Here is a 25,831-nt window from a genome sequence, read left to right on the forward strand (position 1 = left end):
ATACTCGATTTATTTATAACTTCATCGTTACTCTAAAGCTTGCGGATAAGCGAACCCTTATCGAAAAGGCCCAACAGGAGCTTCGCCCGTATGCATCACGTCCTCCAATGTTTCCGCGGCAATCTTCGGTTCTTCCGTCTGCTGCTGTGGCTTTGGAACATCGCCGTTACCGTTGTTCGTGCCGTCTTGGACGCCCTGCCCACCTTGATCGCCGTCGGCTTTATCCGTTCCATTCGGCGCCGCGCCATTCCTGCTCGAGGGCGGTAGTGGACTAGCCGGTCCTGGATCTTTCACGGACAACACTTTCTCGCTAAGCCGGTCAAGACTATCCGGCACCAATCGCTCAGCAAAGCCGGCCAGGAACGCCCACACAAACAGCTTCCCGTATTCGGCACTTGAAGAAAGCTGCAATGGATAGAGCGATGAGGCATGCGCAATGTCTGGTGGCATAAACGATGGAAACGCAATGCCCTGCAGAATCTGTCCAAGGAACATCAGCATCAACAAGACTGCAAAGATGCCGCCCAGCATGGGCGAAAGCCACAGATAGTAGCCTGAGATATCCAGCCCAAGAACACTCACCAGTGGATCACCATCGCTCGGAATGTTCTGCATCCGTCGCTGTGAACTAACGAATCCACCAATGATTCCGCAATAAATAACACCAAGCAAAGTCATCAACGAATGATCATGCTGAAACTTGTACGCGGCCAATCCCAGGAATGCCGTATACAGAACAACGCACCAGATACATGCCACCGTAAGCGATTTACGGATGCGCTCGCGCTGCGGAATCAGTGAGTAATACCAATGCAATATGTCGAGAACGCGACTCAGATCGGCACGAAGCAACTCGGCCTTGGCGGGAGTATCGGTTCCCGATGGCACCCCTGAATCAATGTACTTCTGGTAGATCGTGGGCGAGGCAATACTGCGTAAACGCTCGCGCATGATCCACGCATTGCGCTCCACCATATCCGTCGGCAACAACGAGAAGACGACGCTTTCCAAAAGGAAGATATCGCCCCACGTAAGATCGTCGGGTCGCTCACGAGACTTTTCAATCACTCGGTCTGCGCGTTGATCTGGAATGTTCAGGTTCACGTACAGCGCAACAATATGATCGAAGTAAGACCAACCATAAGGGGGCACGGTTGGTGGATCACGAAGATTCAATACCACCCCGAGCCGCCGCCACAACTTACGCCCGAAAATCATGGGAACACCCCATGTGAATTGTGAGTAGATTCCAACACGGCTGGCGCCCGCGCACGCCATCAATCCGTGTGAGACGGCAGACTAACGCAGGGCAAACTAAATACCAACACAATTTTTTGCGTGCTTCTGGCCTGTGAACACAGGTGTCGCAGGTTGTAAGTGAACCTTAGGGAAGTTAGCTCGACTTATGGAACCCGCTACTTAATTTTGAATAGTGCTGGCACCATCACCGTTAGTTGAGTTCCTGCGCCAGTCCAATCAGAATCCCCTCGGGGCCGCGGAGATAGCAGAGCAAATACGAATTCTGATAACGCACCACTTCACCCACAAGCTGCGCGCCGCGCATGCAAAGCCTCTCAAGCGTGTCATCAAGATCATCCACGGCAAACATCACGCGAAGATAACCCAAGGCATTCACCGGCGCATTGCGATGATCTTCAACAATCGCTGGCGTAACCAAGCGCGAGAGCTCAATGCGGCTATGCCCGTCCGGCGTGCGCATCATGGCAATCTCAACACGCTGATCAACAAGTCCCGTGACACGTCCTGCCCATTCGCCTTCAATCGTTGTTCGTCCTTCCAACACAAGGCCTAGTTCGAGAAAGAACGCAATCGCCTCATCCAGGTCTTCAACGACGATGCCAACGTTATCCATCCGCTTCAATGCCATGCCGCGACTCTACAGGACGTTTGTTACAAGCGGCAACGGGCCTTACCAACGTTAAAGCCAATTGCTAAGAGTCGGTTGATGACGCAAATGGATCGTTGGTACCTCTCACATACGCCGCAGCGTCTTGGAAGTTGCGGCCAATTCTTTGGGCTTTGCTGAGAATCCAATCCGCAGTCTCCGCAGGGAAGATCTCCTTGGTCGTCTCGGAGAAGAGAGTCAACCACCGTTCAAAATGTTCGGGGTCAAGACCAAGTCCTATGTGGCGCATTGCAGGGTCGCCTTTGTACCTGCCACTGGTGAGCAACACCGTTGACCAGAAATCCTTCAACAGGGAAAGATGATGCGGCCAATCAGAGACGATGGCGTTGAAGATAGGGCCAATCTCGGGATCGATTCGAACCTTGGCGTAGAAGGCCTCTACCAGGTTCCCGATTTGCTCTTCCGTGATCTCCACAATCAATAACCTAACGTAGCCACAGGCAGCACACGACCAGGTCCGGCAGTCGAAATTCGGTGTCAAGCCCCCATGCCATCTAAACCCAACAAATCAAATGAAATAGAGCTGGCATGTTATTTCAGGGGAATCACTACAATAGAAAACAGGGGTGGGCAAAGGGCATCAAGCCTAAGGCTAACCCCTTTAGAAAGACGATTTTGCCTGTAACCCCAATGGGCAGACGATTTTACAAGCACCATCGCCGTAAACTCAATAGATAGAAGATTTTAGGGAAACAGGGGGAGGGGGGCTACCCCTCTACTCCCGGTCCTTACGTTTCTTGATTTCCACGTTCAGGCGCTTGATCTTCTGGTTCAGCGTGCTGAGCGGAATCTTCAGGAACTCCGCGGCTTCCGTCTGGTTCCAGTTGCAACGTTCCAGTCGATCCGAAATGATGCGGCGCTCAATCTCTTCCATGATGTCGAAGAGACTGGAATCTGCCTTCGTGTCCAGAGCAGCAGCGGTGTAAACGGTTCCACTCAGCTGCTGCGGAAGAATCTCCAGCGTGACCGTTGGTGTGGACGACAGAACAACACCGCGCTCCATCGCGTTCTCCAGCTCACGCACGTTTCCGGGCCACTCGTAATCCATCATGGCGCGCAAAGCATCAGGAGCAAGCGTACGCAACTCAAAGCCGTTCTCGTCGCTATAGCGCTTCAGGAAGTGCGCTGCCAGTAGCGGAATGTCTTCACGACGCTGACGCAGCGGCGGCAGATCCAGGTTGATGACAGACAGGCGATAGAACAGATCCTCGCGGAAGCGTCCTTCCTTCACTGCTGTCTGCAGGTTCACGTTCGTCGCAGCCACAATGCGGACATCAACGGCGATCTCCGTCGTTCCACCCACAGGAAGGAAGCGGCGCTCCTGCAACGCACGCAGCACCTTCGCCTGCGTATCAAGCGGCATGGTGCCAATCTCGTCCAGGAACAGGGTTCCGCCATCAGCAGCCTCGAACAGGCCCTTCTTCGTAGCGATGGCTGACGTGAAGGCACCCTTCACATGGCCAAAGAGCGTGGACTCCAGCAGGTCCGTTGGAACCGCGCCAGTATTGATGGCCACGAACGGCTTGTCATGGCGTGGTGATGCGGTGTGAATGGCCTTGGCAATCAGCTCCTTGCCCGTACCACTCTCACCCTGGATCAACACGGTGGTCTTAGCCGGAGCCACCTGCGCAACCGTGTCCAGCAGCTTCGCCATCACATCGGACTTGCCCACGATGTTGTCGAAGGAGTAGCGCTGCTTGAGCGTGCGGCGAAGCTGTGTGACTTCCTGTAGTGACCGTTGCTTGGCAATGGCGGTGCGGATGTCGGCGAGTAGCTTCTCGTTATCCCACGGCTTCTGTACGAAGTTATCCGCGCCCGCGCGCAGAGCATCGACCACATTCCCGACCGTGCCATAAGCGGTGATCATGATCACCGGAAGCTCCGGCCGCATGCGCTTGATACGAGGCAGCAGATCGATGCCGCTCTCACCGGGCATCGAGAGGTCCAGCAGCAGCAGATCGTACTCGTTGGAGGAGAGCATCTCCAGGCCGGACTGGCCTTCAGGAGCCATCTCTACTGTGAAGCCCTCAAAGGTCAGCAGCGTCTCCAGGGAGTCGCGGATTCCGGCTTCGTCGTCGATGATGAGGATGCGTGCGCCCAGGGCGTTGCTAGTATCGAGTGTTGCTGCCTCAGGCATTCACTGTCCTTGTGTCCCGTGTAGTGTCCAGAGGGGTCTCGTCGGAACTGCCGACGTTCTCCACCGGGAACTCCAGTGTAAACGTCGTCCCCGTACCGACCTTGCTATCCACATGGATCCGCCCCTGATGCTCCTGTACGATGCCGTAGGACACGGACAGCCCCAACCCGGTGCCCTTGTGCTGGCCCTGCCGAGGCGCGTTCTTGGTGGTGAAGAACGGGTCGTAGATACGGTGCAGATGCTCCGGCGCAATGCCACTACCGGTATCCGCAATACGAAGGGTGACATTCCGACCATCGTCGAAGCTGGCAACGCGGATGGTGCCACCACCACCTTCATTCATGGCATCCTTCGCATTCAACAACAAATTCAGGATCACCTGTTGGAGTTTGCCATGACTTCCATAGATCTTCGCCAGCGGAATCTGCAGGTCAATATCTACGTTGACCTTTGCCGTGCGTAGCTGGTGATCGATCAGAGTGAGCGTCTCACGTACGACCGAGTTCACATCGAGTGATGCAAACACCGTAGAGCTGGTACGTGAGAAGTTCAGCAGGTTATTGACGATCTCACTCGCGCGGAAGGTCTGCTGTGTGATCTTCTCCAACACAGGAGCCAATCGCTGATCGTCGCGCGTGTGCTTCTGCAGCATCTGCGCATAAGACGAGATCACTGCGAGAGGCGTGTTCACTTCATGCGCAACGCCCGCAGCCAACAGGCCGATAGAAGACAGCTTCTCAGCCTGCGTTAACTGGCCTTCGAGACGTGTGCGATCAGTGATGTCTTCCATCATCACCGTAGAACCGACGGAGACAAAGTCGCGTGTGAGCAGCGGTGCGATGGAGATATTCGCGGTGCGGCTTTCACCGGTCTGCAGATCCAGCTTCACCTTGGACAAGTGGTGCGTTCCGGGCTCATTCGCAGCCGCAAGGAATGTATCAAGGAACTCTGGTGAGAAAATCTCCGAGACGTGCTTCCCGATCACCTCAGCGCGCGATAGTGCGTACAGCACTTCCATCTCGGTGTTCCAGCTCTCTACGCAGTTCTGCAGATCGAGCGTGAAGATGCCCACCTTGATAGATTCAACAATGTTCTCATTGAACTCCTTCAGGCGCTCGAACTCGTTGATCTGCTTCTCGAGACGATTGAAGAGCTGCGCATTCTGGATGGCAATACCGATGTAACCCGCGAGTGACGCGAGCAGTTCCATGTCTTCCGACGAGAGGAAGTCGCCTTCTTGTGTACGTCCGAGGCCAATGATCGCGATAGGGCGATTGGAGTGTCCATTGCGTCCAAATACACGGCAAGGAAGGTAGTAGTTCAGGTCTAGCAGGGAAGCCACGCGTTGTTCAGCCGGTTCCAGATGGGGTAACAGCTGGGGGTTCTCGAAGAAGATGTGTTCTTGCGATAACAGTCCGAAGTTCAGGAAGGAGTTATGCGAGAGTTCTTCGGGGAGATCGGCCAGCACATTGTCTGGCATGCCATGCGAGGCTGCAAGCGTGAATGTGCGTCCGGCACCATCATCTGCGGCTACGAACACAGCCACACGCGACACCAAAAGCGTCTGAGACAAACGTTCAACGACTGAGCGTGACAACGTTGTAAGGTCGGTTTGTGACGAGAGGCCGCGGCTGAACTCGATCAGCGTCTCGCGATAGTCATAGCGTTTGCGATCAAAGAGACGATCTACGCGCGCCTGAATTGCTGCCTTAATGGGCTCGAAGATAAGTGCGGTGGCGATGATGCCAGCCATTAATCCCCAGACCCGCAGGTTGGGCAGCCGCGTATGTACCAGTTCACCTGTCAGAGCAACGACGCCGAAATACACGCCGACCAATGCAGCCGTTGCCAGCGTGTAGGTCACACCACGCTTGAAGATGAGGTCCGTATCCATCAGTCGGTAACGGACAATCGCCCATGCAAAGGTCAATGGCAGGAAGATTAGGGTGAAGCCGGCTGCGCGTGCCATGCCCAACGGCACATCCGCATCGGCAAGATACGGAATGGCGTACAGCACGGTGAATGGCACCACTGAGAGCAGAGTTCCGCGCGTGAGCCACTTCAACTGTTGGCGCTCTAGCGGCTTATCCGCTGCGCGATAGCGGAAGAAGAAGACAGTCGCTGCGATGACGTAGTACAGAGCCAGATAGCCTACACCGATCTGATCCAGTCGATGCTTCAGACGTTCCGTTGCAGACCACAGTTCAATGGCAACGACTTGAAGGCTGAAGATCAATGCGCCTGGAAGATACAGGAAGACGACGAGCGCCTTGCGACGCAGCGAGATTGCGCTTTCACCGAACGAGACCGCGAAGTGAAGGAACACGGCAGGTTGTAGCGTGCCAGCCAGCAATGCGCCCCAGTAGCAGATCCAGTCCAAGGTGTCGAAAGCACCCGTGTAGCGGAAGCTGTATAGGACACCGCTCACCAGACAGAAGACGTAGAAGTGCATCGCCTTGGGCGCGGTCCAACGTCGCAGTAGAACGTACATGCCGATGGCGAGGTAAGCCATGGCGATCAGTCGCAGCCCTTGGTTGCGGCTGTGGTCGGTGGGTTCCAGGATGACGGGAACGTCTAGCGGTGCGTTGCCGCGCACGAGGGAGTACGTTACGCGGCTATAGGTTCCGACGCGGTGCATCTCCCGTTCCAGCGGGGCGACGGTGAGAGTCTTATGCCCATCGGCGGCGACGAGGAGGTCGCCTTCGCGTACACCGGCACGGTGTGCCGGAGAGGTCAGGGGGACGCGCTCGGCGTGTAGGCCGCCGTCGGATTCCAGCCACCACACGCCGTCAGTCGGTGCGTCGTAGGAGCCTTCCTGTAGGAAGTTAGCGATGCCAAGGGCACAGACCAGCAGCGTCACGAGCGCCAACACTACGGCGGTCACGCGGGTTTGAAGCGCCTTGCCCATCTCCTCCAGGATCCCGGGTACAGGTTAATTAGTAAGGTATATGCAAGTTGGTGGCCAATCCACAGCGGCCAGCGGAAGGCTGTTCACGCTGTTGCCATCGCAGGAATCATGTAGCTGTGTCATCTTCATGATACGCGCCAGAGCAGATCAGAATCCCTCGCAGCGGAAACATCTACCAAATCCCATAGATAGCGATAGACCACAGAGTTCACGAAGGTCAAACAGCACACACAGAAACCTGTCCTGTGAACTTCGTGTCTTCTTCGTGTCTTCTTCGTGAACTCTGCGGCCAGCGTTCCGGCTAGAGCTGCTTCGAAAGCTCGCTTGCGAGTTCCGCGTACTTGTCTACTGCTTCGAGGAGTTCGGACTTCAGAACTTTTTCGTCGGGGGTGTGGGCTACGTGGATGGTACCGGGGCCCAGCAGGAGGGGTTCTCCCCAGTTGGTCAGGGAGGAGATATCCGTGGCGTACTTGGCGATCATGGTCTCGAAGCCGGGGAGGCGCTTCATACGTACCGCCGCCAGGTCGAGGGCGAACTTCACGTCACAGCGGTTGCCGACGACGCGAGTGATTGTGTCCTTGACGATCTGGGAGTCGCCGATGGTGCGGATGAGGACGTGGGCTTCGGCGGCGTCGGGGATGACGTTGGGGGCACGGCCCCCGCTGATGAGTCCCACGTTCAGGGTGGACTCACCGATCTCGGGGTCGACCGGCAGTTGGGTGCGGGAGAGTTCGTGGAGGACATCCACCAGCTTGTCGATGGCGGACTCGCCTAGTTCGGGATAGGCGGAGTGGGCCATCTTGCCGCTGGCACGGAGTTCCACGCGCAGAGCGCCCTTGGTGGCGAGTGCCAGGCGGTTGGATGTTGGTTCACCGTTGATGAGGAAGCGGGAGCCTTTGCCGTCACGGTTGGCTACCTTGGCGCCGGCGGAGTCACGCTCCTCACCTACTACGTAGAGCAGGCCGACTGGAATGCCGCCCTTGTGCAGCTTCTCCGCGCCTGCTACCTGCGAGGCGAGGATGCCTTTGGCGTCGCAGGAGCCGCGGCCGTAGACGTAGGTGTCGTCCTCAGAGGACGGGAAGTATGGCGGGACCGTGTCGAAGTGCGTGGAGAGGGTGATCTTCGGCTGTGTGCCGGGCATCTTCGCATAGAGGTTGAAGCGTTCGTCCGTGGCTCCGTTGACGCCCGGTTGTTCCACCGGTTGACGTTCCACTTCGTAGCCAAGGCCCTGCAAGTACTCGTGCAGGAAGAGTCCGCACGCTCCCTCAAAATAGGTGGTCGACTCGATGTCGACAAGCTGACGCGTCAGCGCAATAGGATCGATTGCCATGGCCTAAGGATACCCGACAGCCAAATGGCATTCGGGCCAGTTAACATGGGTGTGATGGCCGGAACGATACAGACTGTTGAGACTCTACGCGGACCCGCGGGACGACTTGAGGCGCTGCTGAATGTGGGCGCTGCCGATGCCGCTTACAGTGCGGTGGTGTGTCATCCGCATCCTCCTTCGGGCGGCACGATGCATACGAAGGTGGTCTATCACGCGGCGAAGGCGTTCTCGCACTTCGGTGTTCCGGTGCTGCGGTTCAACTTCCGTGGAACCGGGTTGAGCGAAGGCACGCACGACAACGGACCGGGCGAGATTGCGGATGTGAAGGCTGCTCTCGATTGGCTACAGCACGAGTACGGTTTGCCGATTCTGCTGGCTGGATTTTCGTTTGGCGCAAACATCGGCTTTCGGGCGGCTTGCGGGGATGACCGGGTGAAGGGGCTGGTGGGGCTTGGGATGCCGTTGCAGGCCGGTGGCCGGAGTTACTCGTATGAGTTCATGGCGCACTGTAACCAGCCGAAGCTGCTGCTGACCGGAGCGCAGGATCCGTTTGCACCACGCCTCGTGATGGAGAGCTACTTCGATGAGGCTGGAGGCGACACCGAGATGCAGTGGATTGAGGGTGCAGAGCACTTCTTCGCTGGTGTTCCGGGATCGCCTCAAGCGAAGCTGGATCGGATGCGTCTGGCGATGCAGGATTGGCTTGGGCGGAAGTTTTTCGGGCTCTAGGGTACCCCCCTCCCCCCTGTTTTTCTAAAATCGTCTTTCTATTGGGTTTACGAGTTCAGTGGCTGTAAAATCGTCTGCCCATTGGGGTTAGAGGCAAAATCGTCTTTCTAAAGGAGTTAGGGCCACGCTTTCGCGCGGCCCTTTTCTCTCTGGTTCTATTTTAGTGGTTTGGCGGAAATAGCATGCCAACTCTATTTCTTTTGATTTGTTAGGGTTGAATGTTTTTGGGGCTTGACAGCTTTCCGAGGCAGTCGGGTTCACTCCATTCTTAGGGCGTCCATGGGATTGATGGAGGAAGCGCGTTGCGCCGGGATGATGGCGGCTATAGCTGCTGCGATGGCGAGGATGACGACCGAACTGGTGATGACGATGGCGTCGAGACCTGCAATCTCATAAAGCTGCGATTGAACGAAACGGACGCAGAGCAGTGCCACCGGGATGCCGATGAGCATGCCGAGCGCGGTTTGAATGGTTGCGCCACGCAGGATCATGAGCATGACGGTGGAGCGGTTTGCACCGAGGGCCATGCGGACACCGATTTCCTGGTTTCGGCGGACAACGGAATATGCAGTGACGCCGTACGATCCGATGGCTGCGAGCAGGAGTGCGAGTCCACCGAAGAGCATGGTCAGTCGTGAGATCAAGCGTTCTTCGGTAAAGTTTGCGGCGATCTGTTGGTCGAACGTATCGAAGCGCACCACGGTGAGGTCGGGGTTAATGGATGCGAGCGTGTGCTGCGCGATGGCTTCCATGCCGTCGACAGGATGGTCTGTGGCGACAACCAAAGCGCCGGCGTAGAGGGCGTCATCCTTGTCGATGGGATCGGTTCTTGATTCCGGTTCCTGCATGGTGGGAATGAAGAACATGAGGTGATCCTTCCATCGCACGTTCTGATAGATGGTGTCTTCCACAACGCCGACGATCTCCCACGCGTTATTGGTATCCGCGCCGGGGAATCCGAAGTGTTGGCCGATGGGGTTTTCGCCGGGTTGGAATATTTTGCGAACGAAGGTTTGATTTACGACCGCAACGCGAGGCGCGGTGGGTGTATCGCGTTCATTGATGCCGCGGCCCATGAGGACGTGAGTCCCCACGGAATCGAAGTAGTCGCCGTTGATGCGAATGACGGATGAGATCGCTCCCTTCTGAGGATGTGCGTGTGCCTCTATTCCCCAGCCGTTGTTGTTGTCTTCCATGGGTGTGTATGAGGCGATGCCGACTTTTGTGACACCGGGTAATGCATGGAAGCGGTCTTCCATGGTGTGGTACAGCGCATCGAGCTGAAACTGTGTGTAGCCCGCTGCCTGCGGGTTGATGTGAATGATGTAGCGATTGGTCGCGTTCAGTTTCATGTCAGAGCCTTGCAGCTTCTTGAGGCTTTGAAGGAACAGACATGCAGCGATGAGCAACACGAGTGAGAGCGCGATTTGAAAGACAACCAATCCCTTTTGCAGGAGTGATGCGCCGGAAGTGGAGGTGCGGGAGCTGCTGCGAAGCGCGTCTGCCGGTTGGGTTCGTGATGCGTTCCATGCTGGTGCGAGGCCGAAGAGAATGCCGGTGACGAGTGACAACGCACAGGCAAAGCCTACGACTGCAAGCGACGGTGTTGCGTGGACAGGAATGCTGGCGGCATCAGGGAATGCGAGCGCTAGCAACATGCGTGTTCCTGCATAGGCCACGAGTAGACCTGCGATGCCGCCAAGGATGGCGAGAAGGACGCTTTCTGTAAGTAGCTGGCGGATGATGCGTGAACGCATGGCACCGAGCGCAGTGCGCACGGACATTTCTGTTGTTCGCGCGATGCCTCGCACCAATAGCAGGTTCGCAATGTTGGCGCAGGCGATGAGAAGTACCAGACCTGCGGTGGCCATGAGCAGTTTTAGATGATCACCATACTGTTCCTTCATGGTGGTGATGCCAGCGCCGCCGGGAGTAAGTGTGATGTGGAGTCTGGTGAGTTTCGCCTTGTCATGGTCGGGAGAGAAACGACCTACTGCGACAAGTTCATTGCGAAGTTCCGCGGTGATTTTCTGTTGTAACTGGGCGAGGTCCGTGCCGGGTTTGACACGACCGATCATGTACAGCCAGTTCTGCTTCGGATTGTGCACGTAAGGCACATTCGCCAGTGCGGGCATGGTCTCGATGGGCAGGTAATACTCAGGCGGGTTGCGGATGAGTCGATCGCCGAAGAAGTTACGAGGCGCGATGCCGATGATGGTGACGGGCCGTGTGTTGACGCGGAAGGTGCTGCCGATGACAGTGGGGTCGCCCTGGAAGCGTGTCTGCCATGCTTCGTAACTGATGACTGCGGTGGGCTGCGCTCCTTCTTTGTCGTCAGCTTCTGTGAAGAGACGTCCTGCATGGGGTTGCAGACCGAAGGTACGGAAGTAGTTGCCGGAGACGAATTCACCTGCGACCGAGCGCGGTGGATCCTGTGTGCCTTCGCGTCGCACGACGATGGGACGATAGCCGAAGCCCGCCTGCATGGCGGCGAGCTCTTCAAACTCTGGCGTGTTCTTTTTTAAGTGCTCGTAGGCATCGGTGGAGAAGTACGACATGGAGTCGCTCATGCCCATGCCGACGCAGCAATCGTTGGTGTCGCCGAGGCGCACGAGCAATGCGGGATTTGCGACGGGGAGGTCTTTTTGCAGGACTGCATGTACGAGTGTGAAGATGGCCGCGTTGGCACCGATGCCGAGAGCGAGTGTTAACAGCGCGGTGATGGTGAATGCAGGCGTTCGACGAAGTTGTCGAAATGCGAAGAGGATGTCGGCACCGATGGTTTCAAGCAGGTTGGTGCCTCGGGATTCGCGACAGTTTTCTTTCACCTGGGTCATGCCTCCGAATTCAAGTCGTGTTCTGCGGGTGGCTTCCTGCTGGGACATGCCGGAACGCATGTGTTTTTCAACCTGCTGATCGAAGTGGAAGCGCAGCTCTTCATCGAGTTCGTTTTCGACGGTGGTCCTGCGAAACAGGGCTCGTAGACGAAAGATCAGATCGCTGAACATATGCGCTCCTCCTTACACGGCTTCAAGAACCTGGGCTACCGCTGCGGTGAGCTTTGCCCATGCTTCCTTTTCAACTTCGAGTTGATCGCGGCCCTTCTTGGAGAGTTCGTAGTATTTGGCGCGCCGGTTGTTCTCAGTGGTTTGCCACTTGGCCTTGATGAGGCCGCGGCGCTCGAGGCGATGGAGTGCGGGGTAGAGCGAACCTTGCTGGATGCGGAGTGCGTCGCTGGAGAGTTGTTGCACGCGTTCCGAGATGGCCCAACCGTGTTGTGAGCCGAGCGCGAGTGTGCGCAGGATCAGAAGATCGAGTGTGCCTTGTGGGAGGTCTAAGTAGTCGCCAGCCATGCTTCCCCTTTCACTTCGACAGAAGAGTACATGGGGTTGTTGTAGAAGTGCAAGGGGAGAGTTTGAAGATTCGTTGGCGGGGCTATAGAGCAGGCCGTTGGCCCTTGTTTGCCTGCACGGACTTACACCTAGGCCTTCGGCCTAGGCTAATATCTGGTCGCGCCTTTGGCGCTTAGGGCTTCGGCCGTTCGTGGGCCGTGGCTTTGCTAAGCGTTGTTGGGTTGGTCAGGTTTTACGGAGTGTTTATTGGCCCCAGATGAGCAGGGCGAAGAGGAAGATCCAGAGGACGCCCATGGCGTGCCAGTACCATGAGGTGCTGTCGACCATGATCTGGCGGGATTGGATTGTCTTCAGAGAGCGCAGGCCGACGATCGCGGCGACGAGCATGAAGATGCCGAGGATGAGATGGATGCCGTGGATGCCGGTGATGAGGTAGAAGAAGCGCGATGACGGGTTCGCGGAATAGCGGATGTGCTGCGCGAAGAGCTGTCGCCATGCGACGATCTGTCCCCATACGAAGGCTGCGCCGAGGAGCGTGGTGGCGATGAGCCAGGGGAGCGCTTTGCGGCGTGTGGGGCTGCCGAGGCCAAGCCATTCTTCCATGACGTCGATCTCGCGGAAGACGCAGCGGCGTGCGAGTTCGATGGTGACGGAGGAGAGGATCAGGACCGCTGTGTTGAGCCAGAGGATGGACGGGATGCCGATGGGGATCCACGTGCGGACGTAGTGGTTGTAGGCGTCGATGTGCGCGGCGTGCTTGGTGACGAAGAACGCGCTCACGAGCGTCATGAAGAAGATGAGGTCGCCCGCGAGGAACGAGAAGACGGCGAAGCGGTAGGTCTGGAGTTTTTCGCGAGGGCCTCGACGGCCTACGGGGTTGTTGCTCCAGTTGTCGCCATCGCCACCACCACCGGTGTGTTTGGGCTCGATGGGTGGGAGGCGTCCTCCGCCGATGTCGGCTTCGTCCGGGCGCCGGGGTGGGAGCTTTTCGACGACCTCATCGGGATGGAGGATGGTAGGCATGGGTGCACAACGCCGTTATGGCCTTGATAGTACTCCGCAAATGAGCCGCGTGCATGTGACGTGGCTCACAGTGGCAAGGTTATCCGTTGTGCGCGGCGCGGACGGAGTCGAGGAAGAGTTCGTGGACGCGCTTGTCGGTCGAGAGTTCGGGGTGGAACGTGGCCGCTAGAAGATGGCCTTGGCGGACGAGGGTGGGGGAGCCGTCGCGTTCCGCGAGCGTTTCGACGCCGGGGCCAGTCTGGGTGATGCGCGGCGCGCGGATGTAGACCATTTCGAATGGGCCACCGGGTAGGGTGGTTTCCGCTTCGAGGATGCGGGAGTCGTTCTGGCGGCCGTAGGCGTTGCGTTCTACCGTGACGTCGAGCGCGCCGAGGGACTTCTGCTCGGGGTGGGTGACGTGTTTGGCGATGAGGATCACGCCGGCGCAGGTGCCGAAGGTGGGCTTGGACTGGACGAATTCCTGGAGCGCGTCGAAGAAGCCGCCGCGTTCAAGCGCCTTGAGGAAGGTGGTGGATTCGCCGCCGGGGATCACGAGGCCGTCGATGTTTGCCAGTTGCTCAGGCTTGCGGATGAGGACCGTTTTTGCGCCACATTGCTGGAGCATACGGGCGTGCGCGTCAAAGGCTCCCTGAAGCGCGAGAACGCCGATGGTTGGCTGGAAATTGGCGGTAGAACTGTCGGCCATGGTTCATGATAGCTGCATTTTTCTTTTGAGGAGTGAGGTGTGCCGCTGAAGTCGTAAGCCTGATGTGGATGGTTTGCCCAACTGCCGTTACACTGTGGCGGTGAGTGAGTCTTTGAAATCTCTCCCGGATGCCATCCGCGAACGTCGCAGCACGCCCTCGTTCGATGGCAGCCCGATTCCGGCAGAGGATATCCGTACGATTTTGGAGGCGGGGATTGCCGCGCCTTCTGGGTATAACGTTCAGCCGTGGCGGTTTGTCGTGGTGCAGTCGCCGGAGCAGAAAAAGAAGCTGCGCGCGGCCTGCTACAACCAGGCCAAGGTTGAAGAGGCGTCCGTGGTGATTGCCTGCTGTGGCGACGTGGATAGCTGGCGTCGTGATGCGGACGATATTGTTCGCATGGGGTTGGAAGGCGGCATGAGCGAAGGCTATGCCTCGCAGTTGAAGAGTTACGTGGAGAGTTATCTTCTGAGTTTGAATGCCGACCAGATGCATGGCTGGCTGAACAAGCAGGTAACGTATGCCGCGGCCTACATGCAGTTGACCGCCGAAGTGATGGGCTATGACACGGCTGCCATGGAAGGCTTTGAACAGAACGAAGTGAAGGAAGCTCTGCGGCTGCCCTTGAGTTACTGGGTGGTGTCGCTGCTGGCGATTGGAAGATTGAAGGGGCCGGATAAGTATGACGGCGGCCGCTTCGATCTGAATCATGTGGCCTTTGCGGAAGAGTTCGGGAAGCCGCTGCGGTGAGGCGCGGCATCACAATCGCGCTACTCGGAGTTGCGGCGTTGGTGGCCGTGGCGGGCGCCTATATTTACTGGAACCCCTTATGGCTGGTTGACCGGTCAGTGAATATTTACCTGCGCGGTAAGGGGATTCAGCACCATTACGTGATGGTGGATGGCTACCGGATTCACTACCTGGAGGCCAAGCCTGAGGGGAATGGACCTGAGAAGCCGGTGCTGCTGGTGCATGGGCTGGGGGCTCGCGCTTCTGACTGGGCGAAGATGATTCCCGATCTGGCCAAGAGCGGGTACCACGTCTATGCGCCGGATCTGTTGGGGTATGGCGATTCGCCCAAGCCTGCCGATGGCGATTACACGCTGGATGGGGAAGAGCGCATTGCCACGGATTTTCAGCGGGCGTTGAAGCTGGAGCAGGTGGACCTGGGCGGTTGGTCCATGGGTGGCTGGGTTGCCATGAAGATGGCGCTGGATCATCCAGAGATGGTGCGGCGGTTGATGGTGTATGACTCGGCGGGAATGTACTTTGTTCTGGACTTTCCGCCTTCGCTATTTTCTCCGCATGACCGTGCCAGTTTCGATGCGCTGATGGACAAGATTGAGCCGAGCCGTTGGCGTACGAAGATTCCCTCGATCATGATTCCGGGGATGATCCGGCGTTTTCAAGAGAATCAGTTCATCGTGCAGCAGACGTTTGGCAGCATGTTGCATGGGCGGGAGTTGCTGGACTTCCGGTTGAGTGGTCTGAAGATGCCCATGCTGATTGTTTGGGGCACGGAGGATCGCCTGATTCCGCTGGATGTGGGACTGCGCATGCATGATCTGGTGCCACAGTCTGTATTCCTGGGCGTGAGGAAGTGTGGTCATCTGACGGCAGCCGAGTGTGCGCCGCCGGTGGTGGACGAGACGATCAAGTTCCTGAATGCCGACCCACCGCTATCACGTTCTACCAGTTACGTGGACGCGCCGCAGTAGCCTAGTCTTCCTTCCAGCGGTAGGCGGAGGGTTGCGGAAGGCCGATGTGGCCTAGTACGCGACAACTGAATTGACGAGCTATGTCATCCAGGGTCGACGGCTGAAAATACATGGCGGGGATTACGGGGTAGATGACTGCTCCGGCCTCTGCCGCAAGAGTCATGTTGCGCAGATGGATGCGGTTGAAGGGCGTTTCGCGAACGCAGAGAATCAGCGGTTGCTGTTCCTTCAAGGTGACATCTGCGGCACGATCGATGAGCCGTGCAGCCATACCGTTCGCTATGGACGCGAGCGTTCCCATAGAGCAGGGCAACACAATCATGCCGTCCGATGGGTGACTGCCGCTGGCAACCGGGGCGGCGATGTCGTCATTGCGAAACACCGTGAACTTACTGGAAGGCGGGCCATCAAGGAGTGTTTCCAGAAGCGAAGCGCGACCGCCGGTGAGGTTAAGTTCTTCTGTAACAACCCGCAACGCGTGATCCGACGCGATGAAGTGGACGGTTTCTACGCGATCGTCTGCGTTGAGAAGCCGAAGCAGATGCGCGGTGAAGAGCGCTCCGCTGGCACCTGTCATAGCAACTGTCAGGCGCGCCCCCGTGAGGTCGCGGCTTTGAGAAAATGGACTCACGCCTTCGATTATCGTCGAAAGCCAAAATTTTCACCGGAACATGCTGTTCCAGATTGCGTCTTAAAGAGTAGGCCGCGCCCCCCAAAGGCCGCCGCACAAACCATAGCCCGACGTCCTGAAGGAGATGCCCATGCCGCGATTGCGACAGGCCGCTAACTTTCTCGCCGCCGCACTGTGCCTTGCGCTTTTTGCGCCACTGAGTGCGCACGCCAACATCAGCCTGTTGGTGGAGGAGCCGTTTGGAACTTTCGGCGGGTTTAACCCTACCGGACACGCCGCCGTGTATCTGGATAATGTTTGCGCCGATTCGCCGACTCGGCTGAGACTGTGCCACACCGGCGAGATGGGTGTGGTGATCAGTCGTTATCACCGCGTGGACGGCTATGACTGGGTTGCCATACCGCTGATTCCATATCTGTATGCCGTGGAAGATATCGAGGACGTGCCGGAGACGGCTACGGTAACGCTGGAGAAGGAGTTGCGCGACCGCTATCGGCGGGCTCATCTGTTAAGTCTGGCGCCGAGCAAAGAAGACGGCAGCGCACCCGGTGGCGAATGGATCCAGTTGATTGGATCGTCGTACGATCGCCGCATCTTTGGTTTTCAACTTCTGACGACGCGGGAACAGGATGAGGGCATTATTGCCCGACTGAATGACAGCCACAATCGAGGCCAGTTCAACCTGTTCTATCGAAACTGTGCGGACTTTGCTCGATCGATCCTGCGGAGTACGTTTCCGGGATCGATTCCAAGGAATTCCATGGCAGACTTCTGGCTGACCACCCCGAAGCATCTGGCTCGCTCGGTGACGAAGTTTGGCGCCAAGAATCCTGAGCTGAAATTCCACACCTTCCAGATTCCGCAGGTGCCGGGCAGCATTTCGCGCAGCCGAAGGGTGGATGGGATTGCTGAATCGCTGGTGCGGTCAAAGAAATACATTGTGCCGCTGGCGTTTTTCTCGCCTACTACGGCTGCGAGCCTGATGGCCGCATATATTGGCACCGGGCGTTTCAAAATGCCGAAGGACGCGCCTCTCATGGCGGAGTTACAAACGCCATCGCAGCCTGTGGGCATCATGATTGCAGATGATCGGATTCAACTACCAGTAACCCCACCGCCGTTTGTTGAAGCTAAGATGTGTTCCACTGTGGTTCCATTGCTTGAAGCTGAGGGCGGCGGCAACTGACTTGCTTCGATAGCAGTTTGTTTGTTGCCTGAGATTTCGAGCGTTGTACTACTGGGAGGTTGTCGTGCGTCTCATGCGTTCGTTGGTCTCTGCGTTTCTATCTACCTCATTGTTGTTGCCTGTTCCGGCCTCTGCCTGCACGCGTGCGGTGTATCACGGTGCGAATGGTGAGGTGATCACCGCGCGTTCCATGGACTGGAAGGTGGATGTTGGTACGAACCTTTGGGTTCTGCCGCGTGGTATGGAACGAAGTGGTGCTACAGGCCCACGTTCACTTCACTGGACATCGAAGTATGGCAGCGTGATCGCGAGCGGATACGACATCTCCACTACGGATGGCATGAATGAAAAGGGCCTGGTGGTGAACCTGTTGTGGTTGGCTGAATCGGAGTATCCGAAGTTTGATGGAAGTAAGCCGGGACTGGCGATTTCGCTTTGGGCGCAATACATGCTGGACAAGTATGCGACGGTGGCAGAGGCCATTGATGCGCTTGAAAAAGAGCCGCTGCTGGTGGCCACTGCGCAGGTGCCGGGCGAAGAGAGGCTGGCGAATCTGCATATGTCGATGTCGGATTCGAGCGGCGATAGTGCTGTTGTGGAGTATGTGAAAGGCAAGCAGGTGATTCATCATGGTCGGGAGTACCAGGTGATGACCAACTCGCCGACCTATGATGAGCAACTGGCGCTGACGTCGTATTGGAAAGAGATCGGCGGCACGACGATGTTGCCGGGAACGAATCGGGCTGCTGATCGCTTTGCGCGTGCCTCGTTCTACATCAATGCGATCCCGAAGGCCGAAGATCCGGATATGGCTTTGGCCAGTGTGTTCAGCGTGATTCGCAATGTGTCAGTGCCATTCGGGATTACGACGCCGGATCAGCCGAATATCTCGTCGACGCGCTGGCGGACGGTGGCCGATCAGAAGCGGCTGGTTTATTTCTTTGAGTCGGCGCTGACACCGAATGTGTTCTGGGTGAAGCTGAGCGATATTGATTTCTCGCATGAGACGGGCAAGGTGATGAAGCTGGATCTGGGTAAAGACCAGAGAAACACTTATGCCGGAAATGCCGCGAAAGACTTCAAGGAAACGAAGGCCTTTTCGTTTATGGGGCTGCCGGACAAGTAGCCGCTACTGATCCTTCAGCGCGAAGGCGACGATGGTGGTGCCGGTGATGCCGGTTTGTTCGTCGAGTGTGGCTTCGAGCGCAGGGTCGGGTAGGTGCAGTTCGGCCGCGGCGATGGTCTCTGTTGGCGCTCCTACAAAACACAGTTCGCAGACGCCGAATCCATCTTCTTCTGTGCGGACGGGCGGGCCGAAGGTGCGGCAGGTCATGGGCCGATGCGCGTAGAGATCGCAGGTGCCGGTGGCGGGATCGAGGACAGGACAGACGGCTTCATTGGCGAAGTCTTCGAATTGTTCGAGGGAGGCCTCGTCTTCGTAGAGGATGCCGGTGGCGGTGTCGCCGGGGAAGTCTGGGCTTAGGTCTGCGATGGATTGTTGAACGCGTTCTTGGATGCGTTGTTGCCTGTCTGGTTCGGTGATGCGGAAGCCTTCGCGGAGGCGTTCTGTGTCGAGCGGGCCGATGCGGAAGACGCCGGTGCAGCATTGGCTGCATCCCGGACGACAGGCCAGCCATGGGCCGCTGCGACGGGTTGCGTCTGCGAGGGCGGCGTCCATGAGCTGGATGAGTTGACTGTCGTCGGGGGGCACCATGGCTGGCTCTTACTGCGCCTGGAGCTCGCTTAGGGGCTTGCCGAAGACGCGTTCGAAGATGGCGGGGACGTTGTTGAGGCGGCGGTTCACGTCGAAGGCGCGTGCGATGCGTTCGGGCGAGAGCAGGCTGGTGATCTGCGGGTCGGCGGCGACGAGTTCCTTGAAGACGAGGTCTTCTTTCCATGCCTTCATCGCGAGGGTCTGGACGGTCTTGTAGGCGTCTTCGCGGAGCATGCCGGCTTCTGCGAGGTCGAGCAGGAGCTGGCCGGAGAAGACGAGGCCGCCGGTGAGGTTCAGGTTCTTCAACATGCGCTCGGGGTAGACCATGAGCTTGTCGATTAGGTTGGTGGCCTTGCTGAGGGTGTAGTCGGCGAGGGTGGTGGTGTCGGGCAGGATGACACGCTCAGCGGAGGAGTGCGAGATATCGCGCTCGTGCCAGAGGGCAACATCTTCAAGTGCTACTTGAGAGTTTGCGCGCATCACGCGGGCAAGGCCGCAGATGTTTTCGCAGGTGATGGGGTTGCGCTTGTGCGGCATGGCGCTGGAGCCCTTCTGCTTTTCGCTGAAGAACTCTTCGGCTTCGCGGACTTCGGTGCGCTGCAGGTGGCGGATTTCGGTGCCGATCTTGTCGAGCGAGGACGCGATGATGGAGATGGCGCCGATGTATGCGGCGTGGCGGTCGCGCTGGAGAACCTGTGTGCTGACTTCAGCGGCCTTGAGGCCGAGGCGCTTGCAGATTTCTTCTTCCAACTGAGGGGTGACGGTGCCGTAGCTGCCGACTGCGCCGGAGAGCTTGCCTACGCGCATGTCTTCAGCGGCGGCAGTGAAGCGCGTGATGTTGCGCTGGCACTCGGTGTACCAGAGGAGCAGCTTGAGGCCGAAGGTGGTGGGTTCTGCGTGGACGCCGTGCGTGCGGCCGATGCAGGGTGTGAGCGCGAACTCGATGGCGCGGCGCTTGAGGACGTCAGACAGCGCGTGCAGGCCTTCGAGGATGGTTGCGGATGCTTTCTTGAGCAGCAGGGCTTGCGCGGTGTCGACAACGTCAGTGGAGGTTAGGCCGAAGTGCAGCCAGCGGGATTCGGGGCCGACCTTTTCCGCGACGGCGGTGGTGAAGGCGATGACGTCGTGGCGTGTCTGGAGTTCGATTTCCTGGATGCGGGCGATTTCGAAGTCGCCCTTGGAGCGGATTGCCCTGGCGGCTTCCTGGGGGACGATGCCGGCGTCGGCGAGGACTTCGCTTGCGGTCGCTTCAACTTCGAGCCATGCACGGAACTTCGATTCGTCGGACCAGAGCTGGCGCATGGCGGGGCGTGTATAGCGATCGATCAAGGGAACGTACCTCTTTGGCGTGGTGGCCGGGATAAGCGCAGGCTGCGCGCGCGCTACCATTAAGTTTAATGGACGCACGAAGTCGCGATGTCGTGGTGGCACCTTTACCGTCGCAGGTGCAGGCCGCACGACGACGCCAGATGGTGAGAGACGGCCTCAAATTCCTGACACTTACGGTTGTTGCGCTGTTGATGAGTGGCGTAACGACGCTGCTGTTTCGCAGCTTTGAGTCGCACCGGGAGGTTCTGGCGGTGCGATGGGCGGAGCGTGGGCAGGAGGCGCTAGCTGCCGGGAAGCCAAAAGAAGCTGTTAATGCTCTGCACACTTCACTAGGGTTTCGACCCGATGTTCGTGAGAACCAGCTTGCCCTGGCGCGTGCGCTGGCGGCGAGTGGGCGCGTGATTGAGGCAGAGAATTACTTTTTGAACCTGTGGCAGACGCAGCCGGGCGATGGCGGCATCAACCTGGAGCTGGCTCGGTTGGTGCGGCAGCAGGGCAGGCCGTTCGATGCGATTCAGTATTACCGGGCCGCTGTGTTCGGTACATGGAACGGCGATGGTCCTGCGCGTCGGCGGGATATTCGGCTGGAGTTGTCGAGCTACCTGGTGGAACTGGGGCAGGGTAAGGCGGCTCGCGCGGAGTTGTTGATTGCGGCGGGGAATAATCCGGATGCGTCTTCGCAGCTTCGTATTGGTGAGGCGCTTGAAGCGGCAGATGCTCCGAAAGAGGCTGCGACAGCTTATCGCAATGCGATTGATGACAAGACATATGCTGCGACCGCGCAGGCGAAGCTGGGCGAGCTTTGCTATGCGCAGGGTGACTATGCGTGCGCTGCAGAGGAGTTGACGCGCGCTTTGCGCAAGCCTTCGTGGACGGTGGAACAGAAGCAGCGCATGAGTACGTTGCAGGGGAATGCGGAGCGCATGCAGGCACTGGCGCTTTCGCATGATGTGCCCTCACAGATGCGCGCGGAGCATTTGTTGGACGCGTCGCGGATTGCGATGGCGCGCGTGAATGGATGCCTTGTGCAACATGCGGAACAGGCTGACATGATGCAGTTGCAGACGCAGTGGAAGGACCTGGATACGGCAAAAAATCGTGTAGAGCTGCGGCATGACGACGATGTGCAGGATCAGTATCGGAAATTGATTTTCAGTAGTGAACGGAGCGCGGCCAATGTTTGCGGCGCGCCCAAGGGGGACGATGCTTTGTTGCTTTACCTGGCGGACCATCCGGCGACGCAGTTCGGAGGTCAGTCATGAGCGCTCAGGAACCGGCAGTGGTTTTGCAGGAGATGGAAGCGGCCGCAGAGCAGCAGGTGGAACATTCTTCGAAGCGTGAAGGACGACTGTTTCTTCTGCTCAGCATTTTTATTGGATTGATCTCTGGCCTGCTGGTGGTTTCTTTCCGCATGGCCATTGAGTGGCTGACGGTGTTGCTGCAGGGATCGGCGCCTGCGCCGCACCAGTTGCGGTTGTTGATTGTGCCTACTGTGGTGGGTGTGGTGCTGGGCTTGATGACGCGCTACGTCTTTCCGGATGTGCGCGGTTCTGGTGTGAACCAGACCAAGGCTGCTCTGTACATTCACAACGGCTACATCTCGACCAAGACAATGATTGGCAAGTTTCTGCTTGCTGCTTTGTCGATTGGATCGGGGCAATCGTTGGGGCCTGAAGATCCTTCGTTGCATTTGGGTGCAGGTGTGGCTTCGCGCATCGGGCGCTACGTGGGATTGTCTCGTGCGCGTATGCGACTGTTTGGGCCGGTGGGTGCAGCGGCAGGTCTTGCAGCGGCGTTCAATGCACCGATTACTGCTGTGCTGTTTGTGATTGAAGAAGTCATCGGCCAGTGGACCGCGGCGATTCTTGGATCGATTGTTTTGTCCGCTGTTTCTGCCGTTGTGGTGGCGCGATGGTTCTGGGGATCGCAAGCGATGTTCCGCGTTCCCAATGTGAATCTGCGTGATCCGCGCGAGTTGATGGCCTACGCAGTGCTGGGTGTGATTGGCGGATTTGCATCGCTTGCGCTGACACGCGCGTTGGAATATCTGCGGCCTCGTCTGCGGAGTCTGCCTGCGGATCGACAGGTGTTTGCGCCTGCGGTTGCTGGTTTGTTTGTTGGGGCGATCGCGTATCTTGGTCTGCCGCAGGTGTTGGGTGTGGGCTATGGCACGATGGATGCCGCCATGCACGCGGAGTATACAGTTGGGTTTCTGTTGTTGTTGGCAGGGATCAAGCTGCTGACGACTACGTTCTCATTTTCATCGGGTGCGCCGGGTGGATTGTTTGCTCCTGCGTTGTTCATTGGCGCGATGCTGGGTTCTGCGGTGGGAACGTTTGAGCACCACTTCTTTCCGTCGCTTACTGGATCGGTGGGATCGTATGCGTTGGTGGGCATGGGCGTGTTCTTTGCAGCGTTCATTCGGGCGCCGCTTACGAGCGTGTTCATGATCATGGAGATGAGCGGCAACTACACGATTGTGTTGCCGGTGATTGTGTCGAACACGATTGCGTACATCATTTCGCGTTCGTTGCAGCCGGTTCCGATCCTTGAGGTGTTCACGCATCAGGATGGTTTGTATCTGCCGTCGCTGGAAGAGGAGCGCGAAGACACCGAACTGCGCGTGGAAGATGCGTTGCGGCCTGCGGATGTACCGGTGCTGAATGGCGGCGAGATGTTGAAGGAGTTGAGCGAGAGTGCCGTTGCTTCCGTTGTGCTGATCCGTTGCAGCGATGGTTGGTATGCCGCGCGGCAGACGGAGATGCAGGATCTGTTGCAGGCGGCGCAGATCAATGGCGACAAGACGCTGGAGCAGAGTGTGGCTGCCCGCAGGACGCCGATGCTGTTTCCGGATCAGCCGCTGGCGCATGCTTTGCCTTACTTCAAGAACTGGCCGTTGCTGCCTGTTTCCAATCGCGCGATGCGAGGCGTGGTGGAAGGTGTGGTGACGTTGCAGGATGTGTTGGACCGTTACCAGCAATAAGAAACGCCCTGCGAGTGCAGGGCGTTTCAGTATCAAATCGAGGGTGAAGTTATCCCGGTTGCTGGATACCGAACAGGGTCGACATCTCATCGAAGAGGAAGCCCTTGCCGGGGCGGTATGGCTGAATCCATTTGCCGTCGATGACGAATTGCGGGATGGCCTTCTTGCCTACGTTCTGAACAAGTTCATCAACAGCGCCGGGAGTCTTTTCAATGTTGACTTCGGTGTAGGGGATGTTGTGCTGCGTCAGGAAGCGCTTGGCGACGAAGCAGTCGCGGCACCAGTCAGCGGAATAAACCTTCAGATCCATAGTTATAGTTTACTCCTTTGTCACTATTGCTCGTGATAGTTGCGGATGAGTCCGCCGTCGACGAAATACGTGGAGCCAGTGACGTAAGCTGCTTCGTCGCTGGCGAGAAAGGCTGCGAGCGCAGAGACATCGTCCACTGTTCCCATGCGGCCCAACGGGATGTTTTGCAGTAACGCATTGAGCTTTGGTTTGTCATCCAGCAGAGACTGATTGATGGGTGTGATGATGGCGCCGGGCGCTATGTTGTTGACCGTAATGTTCTTTGGGCCGAGTTCCACGGCGAGGTCGCGCATGAGCATGCGTACGCCGCCCTTTGCTGCGCAGTAGCTGGCGAAGTGCGGGAAGACCATGTCTTCATGCACGGAGGAGATGTTGATGATGCGGCCAGGCATGTTCTTTGCAAGCAGGTTCTTCACGAAGGCCTGCGTGGTGAAGAAGACGCCCTTGAGATTCACGTTCAATACGAAGTCGTAATCCGTTTCCGTGACATCGACAAATTCCGATCCTTTTTCAACGCCCGCGTTGTTGATGAGGATGTCGAGCTTGCCGAAGGCTTCAATGCCGGATTGAACGAGCGATTGGCAATCAGAGACTTTGGAGAGGTCAGCCTTTACGCTGATTGCTTTGCGGCCTAATGATTCGATCTGCTGCTTGGTCGTGTCTGCGCCTTTGGGATTGCCGGAGTAGTTGACGACGATGTCTGCACCGTCTTTTGCGAGACGGATGGCGATGCCTTGACCGATGCCGGATGACGAACCAGTGACGAGTGCTACTTTGCCTGCGAGTTTGCCTTCGCTCATGCGGAGTTGGATGCAGAGAAGGCTATCGGCGGGCTCGAAAAAAGTTGGTGAGCATGGTGCTGCAGTCTTCGGCGAATATGCCGGAGACGACCTCAACACGATGGTTGAGGCGCGGATGATTCATCACTTCGAGCACAGAGCCACAGGCGCCTGCCTTGGGGTCGGCTGCTGCGTAGACGAGGCGGCCGAAGCGTGCGTGGAGGATGGCTCCCGCGCACATGGCGCAGGGCTCTAATGTGACGACGAGTGTGCAGCCGGTGAGCCTGTAATTGTGCAGGTGTTGCGCCGCATTACGCATGGCGACGATTTCAGCGTGGGCCGTGGGATCGTTGTCGCGGATGACGCGATTGTTGCCGCGGCCAATGATCTGGCCATCGAGAAGGACGATTGCGCCGACGGGAACTTCGCCTTCTGCCTCAGCGGCGTGCGCTTCAGCGATGGCTTCGTACATGGCTTCCTGATCGGTCATCTACTTCTGAGTTTACTTGGTTGCTGCGGGTGTTGATTCGGCGCGGTAGACGTCGCTGAGGGTGTCCTTTTGTTTCGCGATGGGAAGGGCGGTTGGATAGAACTGCGTGAAGCTGGTATCGACTGCGCCGTGCGATTCGTGGCAGGTGTAGCAGCTTGCGGGCTTGGGAACGAGATGTTCTGCGCCGTCTTTGCCGCGCACGTAGAAGAACCATTCGTTGCCGCGCTTCTGATGGATTTCCAGGCCGCTGACTTCACCGTTTTGTGTGTGGCCGCCCTTGTTGATGGAGGTGTTTTCTTCTGCGGTGCGGTTCTCAAGGACGAAGGTTGTTCCGTCGGGCCAGTGGCCGGTTTGCTTGAAGGATGTCCACGCTTCCGGATTGACGAAGACGTTGTCAAAGACGGAGTGATGTTCCTGCGTGAGTCCGACTGCGCCTGGTGCGGCGTACGTCATGTCAATGCCGCTGGTCATATAAATCCATTCGCGATAGCTGGCGGGAATGGCGATGGATTTTTCAGGCTGCAGTGCAGCATCTACGGTGTGTGCCGCGACGATGAAGATGCAGAGAAACGATGCTGCGGCCAGGAAAGCCTTGTGCATG

Annotated in this window: 24 protein-coding genes; 7 read left to right on the forward strand and 17 right to left on the reverse strand. The window is 57.7% G+C overall.

What is annotated here, in order from left to right; translation table 11 throughout:
- Positions 1-57: 57 nt before the first annotated feature.
- The 6 genes from BLT38_RS06590 to BLT38_RS06615 form a co-directional block, all read right to left on the reverse strand.
- Positions 58-1,182, reverse strand: coding sequence for a hypothetical protein (locus BLT38_RS06590; protein ID WP_083344465.1), 1,125 nt, complete (start codon positions 1,180-1,182; stop codon positions 58-60).
- A 268-nt stretch (positions 1,183-1,450) separates the two neighbouring features.
- Complete coding sequence (locus BLT38_RS06595) at positions 1,451-1,888, reverse strand: VOC family protein (RefSeq protein WP_083344466.1); 438 nt, start codon at positions 1,886-1,888, stop codon at positions 1,451-1,453.
- A gap of 64 nt (positions 1,889-1,952) precedes the next feature.
- Positions 1,953-2,342 carry a group III truncated hemoglobin gene (locus BLT38_RS06600; protein WP_197674944.1) on the reverse strand — a complete coding sequence of 130 codons (390 nt, stop codon included), beginning with the start codon at positions 2,340-2,342 and terminating at the stop codon, positions 1,953-1,955.
- 300 nt (positions 2,343-2,642) lie between these two features.
- The gene (locus BLT38_RS06605; RefSeq protein WP_083344467.1) at positions 2,643-4,064 is read right to left on the reverse strand and encodes a sigma-54-dependent transcriptional regulator; all 1,422 of its coding nucleotides are present in this window, start codon (positions 4,062-4,064) and stop codon (positions 2,643-2,645) included.
- Complete coding sequence (locus BLT38_RS06610) at positions 4,057-6,972, reverse strand: ATP-binding protein (RefSeq protein ID WP_083344468.1); 2,916 nt, start codon at positions 6,970-6,972, stop codon at positions 4,057-4,059. Before BLT38_RS06610 ends, BLT38_RS06605 begins: the two co-directional genes overlap by 8 nt.
- 301 nt (positions 6,973-7,273) lie before the next feature.
- On the reverse strand, positions 7,274-8,302 hold the full coding sequence (locus tag BLT38_RS06615) for a M20/M25/M40 family metallo-hydrolase (RefSeq protein ID WP_083344469.1): 1,029 nt from the start codon (positions 8,300-8,302) through the stop codon (positions 7,274-7,276).
- 24 nt (positions 8,303-8,326) lie between these two features.
- On the opposite strand from BLT38_RS06615, the gene BLT38_RS06620 reads away from it, so the two are divergent.
- Positions 8,327-9,031: an alpha/beta hydrolase gene (locus BLT38_RS06620; RefSeq protein WP_231966793.1), complete on the forward strand. Its 705-nt coding sequence runs from the start codon at positions 8,327-8,329 to the stop codon at positions 9,029-9,031.
- A gap of 257 nt (positions 9,032-9,288) precedes the next feature.
- Here BLT38_RS06620 and BLT38_RS06625 read toward each other — a convergent pair whose 3' ends face one another.
- The 4 genes from BLT38_RS06625 to pdxT form a co-directional block, all read right to left on the reverse strand.
- Positions 9,289-12,039: an ABC transporter permease gene (locus BLT38_RS06625; RefSeq protein ID WP_083344470.1), complete on the reverse strand. Its 2,751-nt coding sequence runs from the start codon at positions 12,037-12,039 to the stop codon at positions 9,289-9,291.
- A gap of 12 nt (positions 12,040-12,051) precedes the next feature.
- Entirely contained in the window at positions 12,052-12,384 is a 333-nt protein-coding gene (locus BLT38_RS06630; protein ID WP_047488051.1) for a PadR family transcriptional regulator, read from the reverse strand.
- A gap of 243 nt (positions 12,385-12,627) precedes the next feature.
- Positions 12,628-13,407, reverse strand: a complete 780-nt coding sequence (locus tag BLT38_RS06635) for a cytochrome c oxidase subunit 3 (protein ID WP_083344471.1) — start codon at positions 13,405-13,407, stop codon at positions 12,628-12,630.
- Between the two features lie 79 nt (positions 13,408-13,486).
- Positions 13,487-14,092, reverse strand: coding sequence for a pyridoxal 5'-phosphate synthase glutaminase subunit PdxT (pdxT, locus tag BLT38_RS06640; RefSeq protein WP_083344472.1), 606 nt, complete (start codon positions 14,090-14,092; stop codon positions 13,487-13,489).
- A 112-nt stretch (positions 14,093-14,204) separates the two neighbouring features.
- Here pdxT and BLT38_RS06645 point away from each other — a divergent pair, with 112 nt between their 5' ends.
- Both BLT38_RS06645 and BLT38_RS06650 read left to right on the forward strand, forming a co-directional pair.
- Entirely contained in the window at positions 14,205-14,840 is a 636-nt protein-coding gene (locus tag BLT38_RS06645; RefSeq protein ID WP_419865742.1) for a nitroreductase family protein, read from the forward strand.
- The gene (locus BLT38_RS06650; protein ID WP_083344473.1) at positions 14,837-15,808 is read left to right on the forward strand and encodes an alpha/beta fold hydrolase; all 972 of its coding nucleotides are present in this window, start codon (positions 14,837-14,839) and stop codon (positions 15,806-15,808) included. Before BLT38_RS06645 ends, BLT38_RS06650 begins: the two co-directional genes overlap by 4 nt.
- 1 nt (position 15,809) lies before the next feature.
- Here the strand turns inward: BLT38_RS06650 and BLT38_RS06655 are convergent, their stop codons facing one another.
- Positions 15,810-16,439 carry a UbiX family flavin prenyltransferase gene (locus BLT38_RS06655; protein WP_269456837.1) on the reverse strand — a complete coding sequence of 210 codons (630 nt, stop codon included), beginning with the start codon at positions 16,437-16,439 and terminating at the stop codon, positions 15,810-15,812.
- A gap of 130 nt (positions 16,440-16,569) precedes the next feature.
- On the opposite strand from BLT38_RS06655, the gene BLT38_RS06660 reads away from it, so the two are divergent.
- Together BLT38_RS06660 and BLT38_RS06665 are read left to right on the forward strand one after the other, a co-directional pair.
- Positions 16,570-17,625, forward strand: a complete 1,056-nt coding sequence (locus BLT38_RS06660; protein WP_083344475.1) for a hypothetical protein — start codon at positions 16,570-16,572, stop codon at positions 17,623-17,625.
- Between the two features lie 73 nt (positions 17,626-17,698).
- Complete coding sequence (locus BLT38_RS06665) at positions 17,699-18,751, forward strand: linear amide C-N hydrolase (protein ID WP_083344476.1); 1,053 nt, start codon at positions 17,699-17,701, stop codon at positions 18,749-18,751.
- A gap of 3 nt (positions 18,752-18,754) precedes the next feature.
- Here BLT38_RS06665 and BLT38_RS06670 read toward each other — a convergent pair whose 3' ends face one another.
- A complete protein-coding gene (locus BLT38_RS06670; RefSeq protein WP_083344477.1) occupies positions 18,755-19,339 on the reverse strand; it encodes a YkgJ family cysteine cluster protein in 585 nt (194 codons plus the stop codon).
- Between the two features lie 9 nt (positions 19,340-19,348).
- Entirely contained in the window at positions 19,349-20,668 is a 1,320-nt protein-coding gene (gene purB / locus BLT38_RS06675) for an adenylosuccinate lyase (protein ID WP_083346954.1), read from the reverse strand.
- A gap of 68 nt (positions 20,669-20,736) precedes the next feature.
- Between purB and BLT38_RS06680 the strand changes: the two genes are divergently transcribed.
- Entirely contained in the window at positions 20,737-21,930 is a 1,194-nt protein-coding gene (locus BLT38_RS06680) for a tetratricopeptide repeat protein (RefSeq protein ID WP_083344478.1), read from the forward strand.
- Complete coding sequence (locus tag BLT38_RS06685) at positions 21,927-23,651, forward strand: chloride channel protein (protein WP_231966794.1); 1,725 nt, start codon at positions 21,927-21,929, stop codon at positions 23,649-23,651. The genes BLT38_RS06680 and BLT38_RS06685 overlap by 4 nt, the downstream gene beginning before the upstream one ends.
- A 49-nt stretch (positions 23,652-23,700) precedes the next feature.
- Here BLT38_RS06685 and BLT38_RS06690 read toward each other — a convergent pair whose 3' ends face one another.
- The 4 genes from BLT38_RS06690 to BLT38_RS06705 are packed head-to-tail and all read right to left on the reverse strand — an operon-like array spanning position 23,701 to position 25,830.
- Positions 23,701-23,961 (reverse strand): glutaredoxin family protein, encoded by a 261-nt coding sequence (locus BLT38_RS06690; protein ID WP_083344479.1) that lies wholly within the window; start codon positions 23,959-23,961, stop codon positions 23,701-23,703.
- A 23-nt stretch (positions 23,962-23,984) separates the two neighbouring features.
- Positions 23,985-24,761, reverse strand: a complete 777-nt coding sequence (locus BLT38_RS06695; RefSeq protein WP_083344480.1) for a glucose 1-dehydrogenase — start codon at positions 24,759-24,761, stop codon at positions 23,985-23,987.
- Between the two features lie 22 nt (positions 24,762-24,783).
- Positions 24,784-25,230 carry a tRNA adenosine(34) deaminase TadA gene (gene tadA, locus BLT38_RS06700; protein WP_083344481.1) on the reverse strand — a complete coding sequence of 149 codons (447 nt, stop codon included), beginning with the start codon at positions 25,228-25,230 and terminating at the stop codon, positions 24,784-24,786.
- 12 nt (positions 25,231-25,242) lie between these two features.
- The gene (locus tag BLT38_RS06705; RefSeq protein ID WP_083344482.1) at positions 25,243-25,830 is read right to left on the reverse strand and encodes a cytochrome P460 family protein; all 588 of its coding nucleotides are present in this window, start codon (positions 25,828-25,830) and stop codon (positions 25,243-25,245) included.
- Between the last annotated feature and the right edge of the window lies 1 nt (position 25,831).

Origin of the sequence: Terriglobus roseus (assembly GCF_900102185.1) — a bacterium.
Taxonomy (GTDB): Bacteria; Acidobacteriota; Terriglobia; order Terriglobales; family Acidobacteriaceae; genus Terriglobus; species Terriglobus roseus_A.